This window comes from Paenibacillus sp. Negev47, assembly GCF_058313655.1.
This window is the reverse complement of the sequence record NZ_CM177754.1, coordinates 3,591,231-3,607,215: the sequence shown is the minus strand read 5'-3', so window position 1 is coordinate 3,607,215 and position 15,985 is coordinate 3,591,231. Positions and strand designations below refer to the sequence as shown.

Below are 15,985 nucleotides of genomic sequence, written 5' to 3'. Positions count from 1 at the left end.
GCTCCTTTTTCGTTTAGTTTTGGTGCATCATTCGCACAATATGCTCTGCTATACTTCGTTCTGTTAGTTTAGTTTGTTCAGCAGTATGCAGAGTAACTGCTTCATTAATCATGTTAGCATAGATTTGTGCGTACAAAGTACGTTCATCAGAGTTTATGTCCTGCATACAAAGATCCAAATAATGCTTTAGTGCAATGACTAATTTTGAAGAGAGAAGAGGAATAATTTTATTATAGTTCCGTCGACATTTCTTTTTGACTTGTTGATGATACTCAAATGCTGCGAATACCAAGTGCATCATATTGTCTTTGGTAAATGCACACACACCATTAGTATGTTGTTGAATAAGTTCTTCTGCTGATTTTTTTATAATCTCATCCAACAATTCATATATATCTTGGAAATGAGCATAGAATGTTGCCCTATTGATTTGGGCTCGATCCGTTAAATTTTGTATTGTTATTTTATCAAAATCTTTTTCTTCCATCAGTTCAAAAAGTGACTCAAAAATGGATTCTCTTGTTCGAGTTGTACGAATATTTCTTACTTTAAGTCCCATGAATCTATCTCCCTTCTTTAAACCAACAAAAGGCTCGCATTGTTGGTTGTTCATCAATAATGTTCCGGATACAATTGAACTACTAAAGCAACTATTGTTGTATTAGTATAAAACTAAGAAGGTGGTTAGTCTATTCAAAAAATTTAAAGTGCAAGGTTAATAGTAAGTACTGATTTCATCTAACAGTGTAAATAATAAAACTTCAAAGTGATTAAGAATACTAAATATTGGAGGGATTTTATAATGAAACTTACAGGAAACACGATCTTCATTACAGGTGGCGGCTCAGGAATTGGGCGTGCATTGGCAGAAGCTTTACACAAGCTTGGAAACAAAGTAATCGTCTCGGGTAGGAGAAAAGAGCGTCTGGAGGAAGTACTTGGTGCTAATCCCGGAATGTCTGCAGTTGAACTGGACATACAGGATCTTTCCAGTATTGAGGTAACCGCTGAGCAACTTATTAAGGACTTCCCTGATTTGAATGTCTTATTTAATAATGCCGGCATCATGCTTTTCGATGAGGCTGCGGGTGTGATTAACGAAGAGGTGCTAATTTCTACGGTCTCAACTAACTTGCTTGGACCAATTCGAATGACATCTTCATTAATCGAACATTTGAAGACTAAAGAAGAAGCTGTAATCATTAATACGACTTCTGCGGTCGGGTTTGTTCCGTACGCAGCGACTGCGGTGTATTCCGCTACCAAAGCAGCACTACATTCCTATACCTTATCACAACGTTATTTGTTTAAGGATACGACAGTAAAAGTATTAGAAATCATACCACCTGGGGTTCAAACAGAACTCATGGCAGATCTTAGTGACGATCCACATGCGATGCCACTTGAAGCATTCGTTAAAGAAACAATAAGATTACTCGGTACGGATGCTGAAGAGGTTATAGTTGAACAAGCGAAGATGATTCGTGATAATCAAGGCCCGAACGAAGGAGCTTTTGTAACGCAACTTAACGATATGGCGAGCCAAGCAGCAAAAGGCCATTAATTTCATTCTTCCAAGACTCTTGGTTTCATTGTTACCAAAGGTGAATTGACACCTATATATCCCCATGATACATTTAGTCTGCTAAATATAATTCGGATGCAAGGGAGGGATCGTTCATGACAGATGCAGTAGATTGTGATATTCGACAGTCCTTAGATCGAATTTCCTCCCAAATGCGTCGAAATTATAGTGAATCTCTTCGGGAACTTAATCTCTATGTAGGACAAGATAATTTGTTGTATCGGCTGTGGTTGGGTGATGGGGTAACACAGATGCAACTAAGTGAACATATGAAATGCGAACCACCAACGGTTACGAACATGGTCAAATCACTGGAGCAGAACGGATTTATATATCGTAAACGTGATGCACAGGATGCAAGGATCATGCGTATCTTTCTAACCGATAAGGGCAAAGAATTAGAAAAACCGGTTGAGTGTAAATGGAGAGAGCAACAAGAGAAATTACTTCAATCCATTTCTTCGGAAGATCGGCTGATATTGAGGCAATTAATGCAACAAATGGAGCGAAATATTCTATAACTTTAGCCAAGTTTCACGTTAACTAAATGGAATGAACGATACAGAGTCGCTATTATAGCGGCTTTTTTTATTGTACTGTCAGTTTCGGAATTTACGATTGGAACAACTCTAATGTTGGGATGGGATTGTGATAATTCAAGTTAATTTTGTTCATTTAGATGCTCATGAGATTACAGTACACTGGCAGAGATGCTTCTCATTTATATATTAATACTGTAAAAAAGCGCAACAAACGATATCGAAGTAGCGTCTATTCATCCATAGAATAGCAACAGGAGTGAAATAGATGCATGTAAAATGGATGACAATTATAGGTGGTGTTCTCGGCTCCATGCTTATAGGGGCGGCGAGTGCAGCTGCGGAAGAACGTTTTGTCGATCTGCAGCACTCCAAATGGGCTGAGGATGGCATTGAGTACATGGCGAAGCGTGGAACAGTAGCGGGATATGGAAATGGAATATTCAAGCCTGAGGCACAGGTGACGAGGGCACAAGCCGTTACTTTTATGGTTCGGGAGCTATATCCAGATCAGCTTCAAAAAGAAGTAGAAGGCACGATATATGCGGATGTCCCAACTACACACCCTTTCCATCGAGAGATCGCAATAGCAGCTAAAAATGGACTTGCGAGTGGTTTCCCTAACGGGACCTTCCGACCGGATGTGCCGCTTAGCCGCGCAGAGACTGCGGCGTTCCTTACACGCGCATATTCACTCGCGGAAGGTAATGAACCCGCAAGATGGACAGATACGGACATGCATTGGGCAGCAGCACCCATTCTTATCATGAGTTCCAATGGTTTGGTCGGCAGTTATTCGGATGCCACTTTTCGTCCAAATCAATCTGTCACGCGCGCTGAATATGCCGTATTTATGGCGCGTGTGATTCGCTTCGAACGAGAAGCCGCCATTAGGACACAAGATTGGGACAAACTGATATCCTATATGACGGTAAGCGAGCAAGTCGGCCAGATGCTTATGCCTGATATTAGGCAATGGAACGGTAAAGCGACGACGACCGTTAATGATGGATTGAAACGCACTATCCATGATCAAGACTTGGGCGGACTCATTCTTTTCGATAAAAATATTGTAGACGTGAAGCAGCTTACAACGTTCACACACCATCTGCAAAGGGAAGCCGGCGACATTCCTCTATTTCTTAGCATCGACCAAGAAGGAGGCGTGATTAAGCGCATTCCAGGCGGGACGAATCTGCCGGGTCAAATGGCACTTGGCGCAACCGGAGACAATACACTGGCCGAAGCGGCCGGGCAGCTGACAGGGGAGGAGCTGAAGGCACTGGGGCTGCAGATCAACTTTGCTCCAGTGCTTGACATCAATAGCAATCCAGACAATCCCATCATTGGCATCCGATCATTTGGCTCAAATGCAGATTTGGTGTCCCGGCTTGGTATCGCAACAATACAGGGCCTACAGCAATCCGGGGTGATGGCGGCAGTTAAGCATTTTCCGGGGCACGGAGATACGAAGGTAGACTCCCATCTTGGAATGCCGGTACTAACTCATAATCGTGAGCGGCTTGATGCGGTAGAATTGAAACCATTTCGGGCTGCGATTGAAAACGGGGTAGAGATGATTATGACCGCGCATATTGCTTTTCCAGCGATAGATAACGAGTATGTCACTTCGCTCAAAGACGGAGAACGTGTGCCGATCCCGGCCACCTTATCGAAAAAGGTACTGACCGGACTGCTTCGCGGAGAGCTGGGATATGAAGGTCTTATCATTTCGGATGCTTTTACCATGAATGCAATTGCGGAGCATTTTGGAGAGAATAAATCGGTAGAACGCGCCGTTTCCGCAGGTGTTGATATCATTCTTATGCCGAAAGATTCAGCAGCCGCCCATCAAACGCTGGTGAACGCGGTGAACAATGGAATTATCGCGGATGAAACCATACATGCATCCGTGAAGCGAATCTTGGAGATGAAAGCGAAATATGGTTTGTTTGAACGTAGCGAGTCGCTTTCACACAAACTAGCTCAGCTCAATGGAATCATCGGATCGAAGGAGCATCGAGTAGTGGAGCAGACAATCGCAGAGCGAGCGGTCACTGTACTTAGTAGCCGCGAAGGTGTGCTTCCTGATCAAATTAAGCAAGGCGACCGGGTTGTTATTGTCGCAGCCGAGCAGGAACAGGCAAAACAGCTTGAGAAGCAGCTGTTGCAAGCCGCTAATAACCTGTCGTTAAAGACAGAAATTTCGCTTATTGGACAAGGCAAAATAGATGAATCGCTTCAGGCGATTGGCAAAGCCAATTACGTCATTCTTGCTTCTTACCAATTTCGTAATGTGGCGAGCCAGTTTGGACGGAGCGATTATCAAACTTTGATTAATGTGATGAACAAGAGTAATCAGCGATACACGTTGTTGTCACTCGGTAATCCTTACGAAACGATCTATTTGCAGGACGTGCGCTCAGGGATTGCTGTGTATGGAAAGCAGGAGCCGAATACGTCTGCCGGGATCAAAGTATTGCTTGGACTACTGAGGCCTGAAGGAAAGTTACCCGTACAAACGGATTAAATGATAAATAAATGAAGACAAAAAAACGGATTCCAGTATACGGGATCCGTTTTTTTATTTAAATTTTGAGATTTCATCGATCCATGTACATAGATGCTAACCTCACTCGGATATTTCCTCGCTACAGACAAAATGAAGCAGCATCTTCACAAACTGCTCCCTGATCCGCGTATCCATTGCATTGGATTTCGACGGATCGATCTTAACGATCCTCTGTAGCATACCCATCATTGTTGTGAAGATGAATTGAGCAAGCTCGAGTGGAGGGGACGGATTCTTGATACTGCCGTCAGCAACGCCTGTAGTTAAAGCATGCAAGAGAAAATGGTCTTCTTTCCCTTGCTGGTTGAATCGTTCGTACTGTTCTCTTAATTCAGGACTAAAATCATACATCTCATAGTTGATATCAAATAATTGAATAAATCGGATGTAGTCTGGATGATCCTGGGCAAACACAACCCATGCATTCAACATGACCGTGAGTTGTTCTCGCCCGTTCATGTCCTTCGTTGATGTACGACTAACCTCATCTGCTAAATGTTCAATCAGTTGCATCTGTATGGCTAGAAGAAGCTCATCCATAGACTGAAAATGTTTGTAGAAGGTCACTCTGCTAAGTTCAGCTTTAGTGCACACATCCTTAATCTTCACCTGGAGCAATCCATATTTCAAAAAAAGTTCCTTACCTGCTTCAATCAAATCATCACGATGTTTATTTCTCAATTGTTGATGCCAGTTTTCATTCACTTGTATACAATTGTCCTTTCTTCGAACGAAATGCGTTCAAGGTCAGTCCGAGAGAAGCGAGCAGCATAATTGCACCAAAAATATACGGGAAGTTTATGTTTTTGTCAAACAATAACCCTGCGATCAGCGGACCAATCACCGTTCCCAGACTTGAGAATGTGGTGTTCAGACCCGATACATAACCTTGCCGATCTCCTGCATTCTTGGATATTAACGTGCTGACCGAAGGCCGCAAAAACGAATTAAAGGCAAAGAATAACGCAGAAGCGAACAACAGATACACAAGGTTGACCTTAATTAACATTAACAATAAAGCTATAGGTGTGATTATTAAGGAGAGACGGATCAGCTTAACTTCACCGATTCTCTGTACGAACCAATCCAAAAGCCAGATTTGCACAACGATACCGATAATCGCACCCAAGGTAATAATGATGGAGATCGTCGCAGCGTTGAATCCGTATTTTTGCTCTGCAAAAAGAGCGAATACCGTCTCATAACTCATGAGGCCAAAGGTCATGACGAGCAACACAATCAAGTATTTGAAATAGGGGACTTTAAAAGAACTCCAGATCTTCTTGCCCAAGTGATCTCCTTTTTGAAGACGGATGGAGACAGTTCTTTTCTCGGGGGGAAGTGTCTCAGGCAATAGCAGCGTCATTAGTGCCGCAATCAATCCCAGACCCGCTGCGAAGAAATAGGGCATGCGAATGCCCATCTCGGCAATGAGACCGCCCAGACCAGGTCCGAGAACCATCCCCAAGTTCATAGCTGCGCCGAAATAGCCCATGCCTTTCGCACGTGTCTCTGGCGTTGTAATATCCGCGACATATGCGAGGTTTGCAGGAACCATTAAACCGAGACTGATTCCACCGATAAACCGTGCGACATAGAGGAATGGCAATGACGTCGACAGCGCAAATATGATATCTGAAATGACAGACAGAAACATTCCGGCCATGATCAACTTTTTGCGTCCAAATCGATCAGACAGTTGTCCTCCCAGAGGTGAAAAGAAGAATTGAGCGGCACCGAAGGCTGCAACTAAAAATCCTGCTGCTGTGCCTCCCGCATGAAAAAGCTTCAAATACTCCGGCAATATGGGGATGAGCATCCCTTGCCCCAATAAAGCGATAAACAGATTTAACATCAGAATGAACAGTGGAAAGCGAACTGATTTTGGTAATGTACTCATAGTACGTCATAATCCCCTTCATTTACATCGTGTTAACCTTTACGTCATGTAAACCATTTTAATGGGTTCCAAGGAGATCTGTAAATCTTTTTTTTAGTGAAGCAGTCTAATGAATGGAGTTATAATTGACTTCATATGGAGGTGGGAAAGGGTGAATTTAGAAGAATTGTTCACGGTACATGTAGATATCGAGAACACATTTGAATTACAGAATAGCGAAGAACATTCGGTGGTGATGATTACTTTTTCAGGCAGCGTAACCGGAAAGTACTTTGAAGGAATCGTGCTAGATGGAGGAGTGGATACTCAGATCATCGGGAAGAATGGGGACCCGCATACTCTATCGGCAAGATACATGCTCCAAGGAACCGACAACACAGGGCATTCCTGCAAAATTTATATCGAAAATAACGGAAATATTGATAAAAATCTCAAAACGGCATTATTTCGCACTTCCCCGAAAATGATTACGGACAGCAAAGCCTTATCCTTTTTGAACAGTGAGACACTTGTTGGAGAAGGTTATCCAACGGAGTCCGGAGTAGACATAAAAATATACAGAAAACTGCTGTAATGCTGGACAAACAGGGTTACACAAGCAACCTTCAAAGATCGAACGCCCCAGAGCAGAGATCAGTTTAATGAAGGGTTAAAGGAAAGCTTAGGAGATAACAAGGTAGACATACTGGTCTATTCGAAAGAAATGTTTTTGTAATTTTCTCTGAAGACTTCTACCAACGCTTAAACAGTTTAAACTGAAGGATGCGAAGGGGAAAAGTGAAGTGCAATAGCACGTTTACACCTAATGAATCAATAGCTCCATTGGGTGTATTTTTTGTTTTTCACCAAGTTGTCAGAAAGAGTTGATCCTTTCTTGAACGTTTAGGGTAGAACACGTGTCATGGATTGAATTAGCAAAAAATAAAGATATAATAATTTTGATTAATAGGCTTGATTAGTACTTTGAGTGCATCAATATCAGATTTTAATAGGCATCCAACTCTTGCTATAATCGGGAGACCAACAGGAGTAAACGCATTAAAGGTGTGGCAAGATATCGTCATACCTAACTTTGTGAAATTTTTCGCAACTCTGCATTGAGCTTGGCCGAAGCTGATATTGAATGTTTCAAAATTGAACAGAGTTTGAAGGGAGGCAGTATAACGAATGGCTATTGATACGGTGTTATGGAGCAGGCTGGTGACTGGTTTGACGCTCGGGTTCCACGTTATTTTTGCAACACTTGGTGTCGGTGTACCTTTGATGATCGCGATTGCAGAGTTCATCGGTATTCGGAAGAAAGATCACCATTACATACTTATGGCGAAGAGGTGGTCACGAGGGTTTGTCATTTCTGTCGCGGTTGGTGTCGTGACAGGCACAGCGATATCGCTGCAATTGGCCCTGGTATGGCCGAATTTTATGAAGCTGGCCGGGAATGTCATTGCACTGCCACTATTTATGGAAGTATTCGCATTCTTTTTTGAAGCCATCTTCCTGGGCATTTACCTGTATACGTGGGATCGGTTCAAAAATCCGTATATCCACTGGTTGCTGACCATTCCAATTGTCGCCGGGGCAGGCATGTCTGCTGTTTTTATTACTACAGTGAACGGATTCATGAACCAGCCTGAAGGCTTTGTCATGGAAGCAGGCCAATTCATGGCAGTGAATCCCGTGCAAGCGATGCTGAATACGGCGACCTTCTCCAAAGTATTCCATGTCTTAAGCTCGGCTTATCTGACAGGAGCTGCTCTGTTAGCAGGAATAGCAGCCTTTGCGATGCTGAGAAAAGGGGTGTCGGCCTACCACAAGAAGGGCCTGAACCTTATGATGGCGGTTGTTCTGGTATTCAGTTTATTAAATTCCTTAGCTGGAGATGTATCTGCCAAGTTTTTGGCTGAGCACCAGCCAGAGAAACTCGCAGCTGCCGAGTGGCATTTCGAGACAGAAAGCGGCGCGGATTTGATTTTATTGGGATGGCTGAATGCTGAACATGAAATCATAGGCGCACTTCATTTGCCGAAGGTGCTCAGCTTCCTTGCCTTTGGAGACTTTAACGCCGAGGTAACCGGGCTGAACGAATTTCCACCAGATGAGCATCCGCCCTTACTTGTGCATTATTTGTTTGATCTAATGGCTGGAATTGGATTCGCTCTGCTTGCTATATCAAGTCTGTACTTCCTGTTTGTGTTTTGGAAGAAACGTAATCAGTTTAACAAGTGGATGCTTCGTATGGTTGCACTCAGTGCACCGCTCGCTTTTCTGGCCGTTGAGATGGGCTGGTTCTATGCAGAGATCGGGCGGCAGCCATGGATCATCCGAGGTTATATGCGAGTGGAAGAGGCCGCTACTTCTTCACCGAGTGTAAGAATTTTATTTTTCGTCTTCTTGCTTCTATACATCGTGCTCGGCGTCATCTGTGTTCTCGTATTGAGACGTTTGTTCAATAACAATCCTGCTGACCTTGAGATGGAGAAATAGTTGAAAGAGAAGCATGATCAATCAGCCAAGAAAGGGGATCAGGCCTGATGAGTTATGAATTGATTGGTATATCTGTACTCTGGCTGTTCTTGTACGGCTATCTTATTGTAGCTTCCATTGATTTTGGAGCAGGTTTCTTCGCCTTTTATGCACGCCTGACGAAGCAGGATCACCTGATTAATCGTCTAATCTCCCGGTATCTATCACCGGTTTGGGAGATCACCAATGTATTTTTTGTCTTTTTCTATATTGGCATCGTCGGGTTTTTCCCGGATACCGCTTACTATTATGGCTCTGCGCTGCTTGTACCGGGAAGTATTGCCGTCATTTTACTTGCTATTCGTGGTTCATTCTACGCCTTTGAGAACTATGGTTCCAAAAATAACATCGTATATCTGTTTTTATACGGAGCTACCGGGTTGCTTATTCCAGCGTCGTTGTCTGTGGCACTGACATTGTCTGAAGGTGGCTTTATTTTGAAGCAGGGAGATACCGTTTCCCTGGATTACTGGGCGTTATTTACCAATCCGTTATCGTGGAGCATCGTTGGACTGGCCATCGTATCCGTATTGTTCATTAGCGGGTCATTTCTAACATTTTACGCTTCTCGGGCAGAGGATCATTCGGCATTGAAGCTCATGCGGAACTATGCTTTGTTCTGGAGCACACCGACCATTATTCTCGCGCTGACTGCATTTATATATTTGGGTCAACACAATGAGCGTCATTTTCAAAACATGATGGATTTATGGTGGCTGCTGGCTCTTTCCGTTGCGTTTTTCATGATCGCCATGTGGCTGTTATATAACGGACGCCGTTACGGTTTAGCTTTTATATGCATCATGCTGCAATTTTTCACAGCCTTTTTCGCTTACGGGATTGGGCAATATCCTTACATTCTTGATCCATACATCACGATTCAGAGCAGCGCCACCTCACCTGCAATGGGCTTCGCACTCGTCGTTGTGTTTATCGGTGGTCTGTGCCTGTTAATTCCTTCTCTTATTCTGGTCTTCAAACTTTTCCTGTTTGATGCGGATTATGTGAAAGGGAAAAAATAAAGGAGGAGCGTTCTGTGAAAAGGAAAGCTAAATCCAATCTGATCTCTCAGCAAATGTCTTTACAACGAAAAAACAGGCTTTTCCTTGCGATGATTTCGCTGGCCCTTGGTGTAGCTATTGTAAGCCAGGCCACATTGGTGGCTGAAGCAGTCCAGCGAATCTTTGTAGAGAAAGCTTCCTTTTCATCCGTGTTTCTGTTACTGGGCCTATTGCTGGCTGTCATGGCTGTACGTGCACTGTTGTCGTATGGTAACGGGAAAGTGGGCTTGCATATGGCCGCCCGGGCCAAGACGAATATGCGAGCATCTGTGTTGCAGAACCTAACCCGCGCTTCCATGCCTTCAACCCTGAGTGGACAGACGGGAGGAAAGGTCAGCATTGCTCTCGATGCTGTAGATGAGGCTGACAGTTATTTCAGTCAATATATGCCTCGAATGATGGAAGCCGCGATGATCCCGATACTGATACTGGTTGTTACGTTTACGCAGCACGCCAACACAGGATACATTATGCTGTTTACGGCACCGTTTATCCCACTGTTCATGATTTTGGTGGGACTCCAGACGAAGAACAAATCAGAAGAAAAATATGCTCAACTGGCCGAGTTTTCCGGTACATTCTTGGATTCACTTCAAGGGCTGGTTACGTTAAAAATATTCGGATGGTCTAAACGTCAGCAACAGGAGATTGAACGCAGTAGCCTGGGTTATCGTGATGCCACGATGGGCATTTTGAAGATTGCATTTACAAATACGTTTATGCTGGAATCGATCGTGATGTTAAGTATCGGTATTGTTGCGCTCGAACTTGCCATCCAGTTACTTGTTTTCAAATCGATGACCTTCCACACGGCCTTTCTCGTGTTGTTGCTTGTTCCCGAGTTCTACAGTCTGTTGAAGAATACGGGAACGGCTTTTCACAGCGGTCGTACCAGTATGGGGGCGATTCGCAAGGTGGAACAGATGCTTGCGGACACAAGTGTCACAAGCATTCCAGCCGAACATGAGAAGGCTGACAAGGCTACACATACCCGTGATACTAATGATCTGAAGGTGCAGCAGGATGGGGTACATGCCCCTCGTACGGAGTTGATTCCAATGCCACCAACCATTGAACTGGATCATGTCCGGTTCCAGTACGCACCTGATTCCTTTGGACTTGAGACAGGACAGATCTCGCTTGGACCGGGAGAACAGATCGCTATTGTAGGCAAAAGTGGTTCAGGTAAAACAACGCTGCTTCATCTCATTGCCGGTTTGCTGAAACCTGATTCGGGAGCGGTTCTGGTTAATGGAAGCCAGCTTTCGCCATACGAGGAGGCTGCATGGTTCGAGCGTGTTAGCTACATTACACAGCATCCATATATTTTTGCAGGTACATTTGCCGAAAATATTGCAATTGGCGCGGGTCGGAATGTCTCCAGAGCTGAAATTGAACAGGCGGCAGAGGAAGCAGGACTTGCTGGCGTTGTCGCTCAATTGCAGCAGGGATTAGACACGTTTGTTGGTGAAGGTGGCAGGGGGCTATCTGGTGGGGAAAAGCAAAGACTTGCTTTGGCACGTGCTTTTCTGAAGCGACCAGCTGTCATTTTGTTCGACGAACCCACCGTTGGACTGGATCTGCACACCGAGCGGGTACTGCAACGATCCATTGCAGCATTGGGCAAAACGGCGACGATGATTACGGTCGCTCACCGATTATACACAATTCAACATGCGGACAACATTTTGTTCATGGAGGATGGGGTATTGGTGGATTCGGGAGATCATGAAGCGCTTCTGGCGCGCCTGCCTCAGTATGCGGAGATGGTGGATGTTCAACGGAAAGGAGGAATAGCATGAATGAGCTGACGATTCTGTCAAAGGCGATGATTCAAGAGCGCAAAGATATTTTGCTTTCGATATTGGGCGGATTTATCGCCGGCATAGCAGGTGTAGCTCTCTTTTCCGCGAGTGGGTACATGATATCGCAAACGGTATTTGCACCACCGCTGTACACCTTAATTGTACTCACTTCCATGGTCAAACTGCTGGGTTTCCTTCGAGCGGCGAGCCGTTACGGAGAACGATTGTATTCCCACAGGGCAACGTTCTCCATGTTGAGCCGCTTGCGGACATCCTTTTTTGCCAAACTGATTCCGGTAACGCCGGGTATCTTGAACAAAAACCGAAGCGGGGATCTGCTTGCGCGGATCGTGGGTGATGTGGAAAGCTTACAAAATTACTTTTTGCGCGTCGCATACCCACCGATCATTGTCGTTATGGTGTTTTTGGCTACCATGCTGTTCACGTCGGCCTTTTCGATCTGGATTGCGTGCTTGCTAGTATTAGGCATGCTGATCACGGCATTTGGTGTACCTGGAATTGTCTTGCTCGGCCAGCGAAAAATACATGGACGTGTTCGTCAGCAACGGGCTATGCTGTCCACGGAAGTAACTGAAGTGTTGTATGGTTTCAGGGATTTGAAAGTATACGGTCAATTGGAACAGCGCGAGCAGCAGCTTCAGCAGGCTTCAGCTGCATTGGCAACGGAACAGAAGCAAGCCGCTTCGCACTTGCTGCGCGGGCAATCCATGCACGTTTTTGTGACGTATCTCGTTACATGGGGTGTGCTGGCACTGAGCGCCTTTTTAATTGTGAATGGAGCGTTTGCCGGTGTATTCCTCGCCATGCTAATCCTGGCCACGCAGACCGTGTTCGAAGAAGCTGCGGCAATGGCTACGTTGCCTTTTTATAAACAGGATAGCGAACATGCAGCTAAGCGACTGACGGAAACGGTCCCGACCTCCAATGTACAATCTGTGCAGCCAAGTGGTGAAATGTCTACCGATCAGGCGGTTTCGATTGAACTATCCGGTGTTAGCTTTCAATATGAAGGGGAATGGAGACCCGCGCTGAGGGAATTATCCCTGCAACTTGCAGCAGGCACCAAAACAGCAATAGTGGGGCCAAGCGGTTCAGGGAAGTCAACGATAATCGATTTGCTACTCAAGTTGCGTGTACCAACGTCTGGTGATATACGCTTAAACGATGTTCCGGTGAAGGAACTACATGAAGAAAGTATCTGGCAAAACGCGAATGTGGTGTTACAACAAAGTCATTTCTTCCGGGGAACCATCCGAGATAATCTGCTGCTGAACGGAGAAGATCATTCGGAGGAACAATTGTCGGCTGTGCTGGATAAAGTACAACTGCCCAATAAATCATTGACTGATATGGTATATGAAAAAGGGGAGAACCTGTCGGATGGCGAGAAGCAGCGGCTGGCTCTCGCACGGGCCATGCTGCGCAAAGGACGGTTATGGCTTCTGGACGAACCGACTTCTTCGCTGGATTACGTCACAGAGAAACATGTGCTCCAGCATCTTCTTGCACAAGCGGCCGAAGATACACTTCTCCTGATCTGTCACCGGCTTACGGGATTGGAAGAGATGGACCGGATTGTTGTCATGGACCAAGGAAAGATCGTGGAATCGGGCTCCTTCTCCGAGCTGATGGAGCAAAAAGGCTATTTTTATGAAATGAAGCAAATAGAAAAACAAATGATTGGAGACATCGGGGTGTAAAAACGAATATCAGCCCTACTCAAAGTGTCGATAGTGCTTCTTAAAAGACTAAAGAACATCACTGATGTTATCGTCAGTAAGTCGTTCTTTAGTCTTTTTGTCGATCTATCGAGAATAATCGTTAAGTGAGCAACCATTCACGCGTATGAACTCAAATGATGTATAATGACGCAGGAACTCTATGATCAAAATGAAATAAATACAAATTCAAAATAGCATGAGCTGAGGTGTACGATGAATCGGTTATTACTCGTAGAAGATGATGAAAATCTGGTGTTCGGTATTCAATATACATTGTCAAGTGAAGGATATGAGGTTGTCGTGGCGGGTAGCTTGGAAGAAGCCAGGCAGGCACTGCAGGCAAAGTCGATCGATCTGATTTTGTTGGATGTCAATTTACCTGATGGATCAGGATATCAACTGTGCAGTGAGATTCGGGTAACTTCGCAAGTGCCCATTATCTTTTTGACGGCTTTGGATGAGGAAGCGAACGTGGTCGTAGGACTTGAGCTGGGAGCTGATGACTATGTAACCAAGCCTGTCCGAACCAAAGAACTTATTTCACGAATTAAAGCCGTATTGCGACGTAACAACAGGGGAAAACAAGAAGTAAGCCTATGGATATCCGACATCATCCAGGTGCGCATATTAGAAGGAACTGTACTCAAAAACAATAGGGAAATTACACTGACGGCGCTTGAATATCGACTACTATTGATGTTAATCTCTCACCCCAAGCAGATATGCAGCAGAAGTTCAATACTGAATCATCTCTGGGATCTCTCGGGCGACTTCATTGATGATAATACGCTCTCTGTTCATATCCGCAGGTTAAGAGAGAAAGTCGAAGATGTTCCCGCAGCACCACAATATATCGTAACCGTTCGGGGGATCGGATATAAATGGAACGTGGAAGTTATAGGGAAATGAACATGATCGAAGTCCTCCGAAATCCAGAGTGGAAATCCATCGCCTTTAAAGTACTTGCCCTGCAAGTTCTTTTGTCGTTTATGATGTTTTTTTACATGCAGCATCAAGTCGATAGCATCAATACAACCATCGTGAATCAAAATAGCGCACTAATCGGACATTTGTTGATGAAAGATCCCCAGTTGGAGAATGAGGTAATTCACTTTGTTACCCAAGGAGCCCAGACCAATGAACTCGCTGAGGGGCAACGTATCCTTGCCCAATACGGTTATCAGGCGGGTATGCCTGTAGAAGATCAGCCGGCTCTTTCAGGACGAGCATTACCCTTGAAAACAGCGACTCAAGTATTGTTGTTCCTGATCCCAATCTTGATATTGCTTCTGTGGGAGTATCGTAAATTTTTCGTAAAAATCAGAACTATTTCTCATGCAGCAGAGCAGGTTGTTGAACAGCAATTCGATAAAAAGCTGCCCGAGACGGAGGATGGAGACTTCGGGTCGCTTGGCCGGAGTTTCAATGCGATGGCTGAAAGACTCACCAACAGCCTGGAGCAACTCGAACAGGAAAAAACCTTTCTGCGCAATTTGTTATCCGACATTTCCCACCAGCTCAAGACACCTCTGGCTTCTCTGATTGTGTTCAATGAAAATCTGCTCAATGAACCCGGGATGAAGGAAAAAATGAGAATGATGTTTCTGGAACGAAGTCGGCAACAGCTTGATCGAATGGAATGGCTCATCATCAGCCTGCTAAAGCTGGCACGGGTCGAAGCGGGAGCTATCGGATTTCGAAAAGAAAGGATCGAGGTAAGGGAGATAGTGGAGAGCGCTGTCTATTCACTCCGGACGGTAGCAGACCAGAAGCGGCAAAACATTACCATCCTCGGAAGTGAGAATGCGTATGTGCAAGGAGATGAAGAGTGGCTTAAGGAAGCTGTCATGAATTTGATAAAAAATGCCCTGGAACACACGCCACCAGAGGGTGAGGTTCAAATCCGTTTGGAAGAAAACGCATTGTTTGATACGATCGTTATCCAAGACAACGGCGAAGGTATTCATCCCGATGATATGCCTCACATTTTCAAGCGATTCTATAAAGGCAAGAATCATAATAAGCCCAACAGTATAGGCATTGGTCTTGCTTTGACCAAATCGATCATTGAGGAACAACACGGGATCATTACGGTGGAGAGCGTGCCTCGAGAAGGGACGACATTCAGAATTTCGTTTTTCAAAAAAGAGTGGACTTAAGAAGAAGCTTACGAAAATGTAAGCTTCTTCTTCACTTCAACGTAAGCTTCCACACCTATACTAACAATCAAGCAATGTTAATCATACAACTGGAGGTAC

General features: G+C 44.7%; 13 protein-coding genes. 10 read left to right on the top strand and 3 right to left on the bottom strand.

From position 1 onward, the window contains the following. Nucleotides 1-13 precede the first annotated feature (13 nt). Nucleotides 14-559 (bottom strand): TetR/AcrR family transcriptional regulator, encoded by a 546-nt coding sequence (locus AC4G47_RS16130; RefSeq protein WP_491101801.1) that lies wholly within the window; start codon nt 557-559, stop codon nt 14-16. Nucleotides 560-802: 243 nt separating this feature from the next. Between AC4G47_RS16130 and AC4G47_RS16125 the strand changes: the two genes are divergently transcribed. From AC4G47_RS16125 to AC4G47_RS16115, 3 genes are all read left to right on the top strand, one after another. Then, a complete protein-coding gene (locus tag AC4G47_RS16125; protein WP_491101800.1) occupies nt 803-1,564 on the top strand; it encodes an SDR family oxidoreductase in 762 nt (253 codons plus the stop codon). 116 nt (nt 1,565-1,680) lie between these two features. After that, the gene (locus AC4G47_RS16120) at nt 1,681-2,106 is read left to right on the top strand and encodes a MarR family winged helix-turn-helix transcriptional regulator (protein WP_491101799.1); all 426 of its coding nucleotides are present in this window, start codon (nt 1,681-1,683) and stop codon (nt 2,104-2,106) included. A gap of 286 nt (nt 2,107-2,392) precedes the next feature. Further along, nucleotides 2,393-4,654, top strand: a complete 2,262-nt coding sequence (locus tag AC4G47_RS16115; RefSeq protein WP_491101798.1) for a glycoside hydrolase family 3 N-terminal domain-containing protein — start codon at nt 2,393-2,395, stop codon at nt 4,652-4,654. Between the two features lie 102 nt (nt 4,655-4,756). Here AC4G47_RS16115 and AC4G47_RS16110 read toward each other — a convergent pair whose 3' ends face one another. Further along, complete coding sequence (locus AC4G47_RS16110; protein WP_491101797.1) at nt 4,757-5,401, bottom strand: TetR/AcrR family transcriptional regulator; 645 nt, start codon at nt 5,399-5,401, stop codon at nt 4,757-4,759. After that, entirely contained in the window at nt 5,394-6,596 is a 1,203-nt protein-coding gene (locus AC4G47_RS16105; protein WP_491101796.1) for an MFS transporter, read from the bottom strand. The genes AC4G47_RS16110 and AC4G47_RS16105 overlap by 8 nt, the downstream gene beginning before the upstream one ends. Before the next feature lie 151 nt (nt 6,597-6,747). Between AC4G47_RS16105 and AC4G47_RS16100 the strand changes: the two genes are divergently transcribed. The 7 genes from AC4G47_RS16100 to AC4G47_RS16070 all read left to right on the top strand — a co-directional run bounded on the left by AC4G47_RS16100 (nt 6,748) and on the right by AC4G47_RS16070 (nt 15,886). After that, a complete protein-coding gene (locus AC4G47_RS16100; protein ID WP_491101795.1) occupies nt 6,748-7,170 on the top strand; it encodes a DUF3237 domain-containing protein in 423 nt (140 codons plus the stop codon). Nucleotides 7,171-7,763: 593 nt separating this feature from the next. Further along, on the top strand, nt 7,764-9,080 hold the full coding sequence (locus AC4G47_RS16095; protein ID WP_491101794.1) for a cytochrome ubiquinol oxidase subunit I: 1,317 nt from the start codon (nt 7,764-7,766) through the stop codon (nt 9,078-9,080). A 47-nt stretch (nt 9,081-9,127) separates the two neighbouring features. Next, on the top strand, nt 9,128-10,141 hold the full coding sequence (locus AC4G47_RS16090; protein WP_336757827.1) for a cytochrome d ubiquinol oxidase subunit II: 1,014 nt from the start codon (nt 9,128-9,130) through the stop codon (nt 10,139-10,141). Nucleotides 10,142-10,194: 53 nt separating this feature from the next. Next, nucleotides 10,195-11,982: a thiol reductant ABC exporter subunit CydD gene (gene cydD / locus AC4G47_RS16085; RefSeq protein ID WP_491106725.1), complete on the top strand. Its 1,788-nt coding sequence runs from the start codon at nt 10,195-10,197 to the stop codon at nt 11,980-11,982. Next, nucleotides 11,979-13,706, top strand: coding sequence for a thiol reductant ABC exporter subunit CydC (gene cydC, locus AC4G47_RS16080; protein ID WP_491101793.1), 1,728 nt, complete (start codon nt 11,979-11,981; stop codon nt 13,704-13,706). The genes cydD and cydC overlap by 4 nt, the downstream gene beginning before the upstream one ends. Before the next feature lie 234 nt (nt 13,707-13,940). After that, nucleotides 13,941-14,636 (top strand): response regulator transcription factor, encoded by a 696-nt coding sequence (locus AC4G47_RS16075; protein ID WP_491101792.1) that lies wholly within the window; start codon nt 13,941-13,943, stop codon nt 14,634-14,636. Next, entirely contained in the window at nt 14,609-15,886 is a 1,278-nt protein-coding gene (locus AC4G47_RS16070; protein ID WP_491101791.1) for a HAMP domain-containing sensor histidine kinase, read from the top strand. The genes AC4G47_RS16075 and AC4G47_RS16070 overlap by 28 nt, the downstream gene beginning before the upstream one ends. Nucleotides 15,887-15,985: the final 99 nt, after the last annotated feature.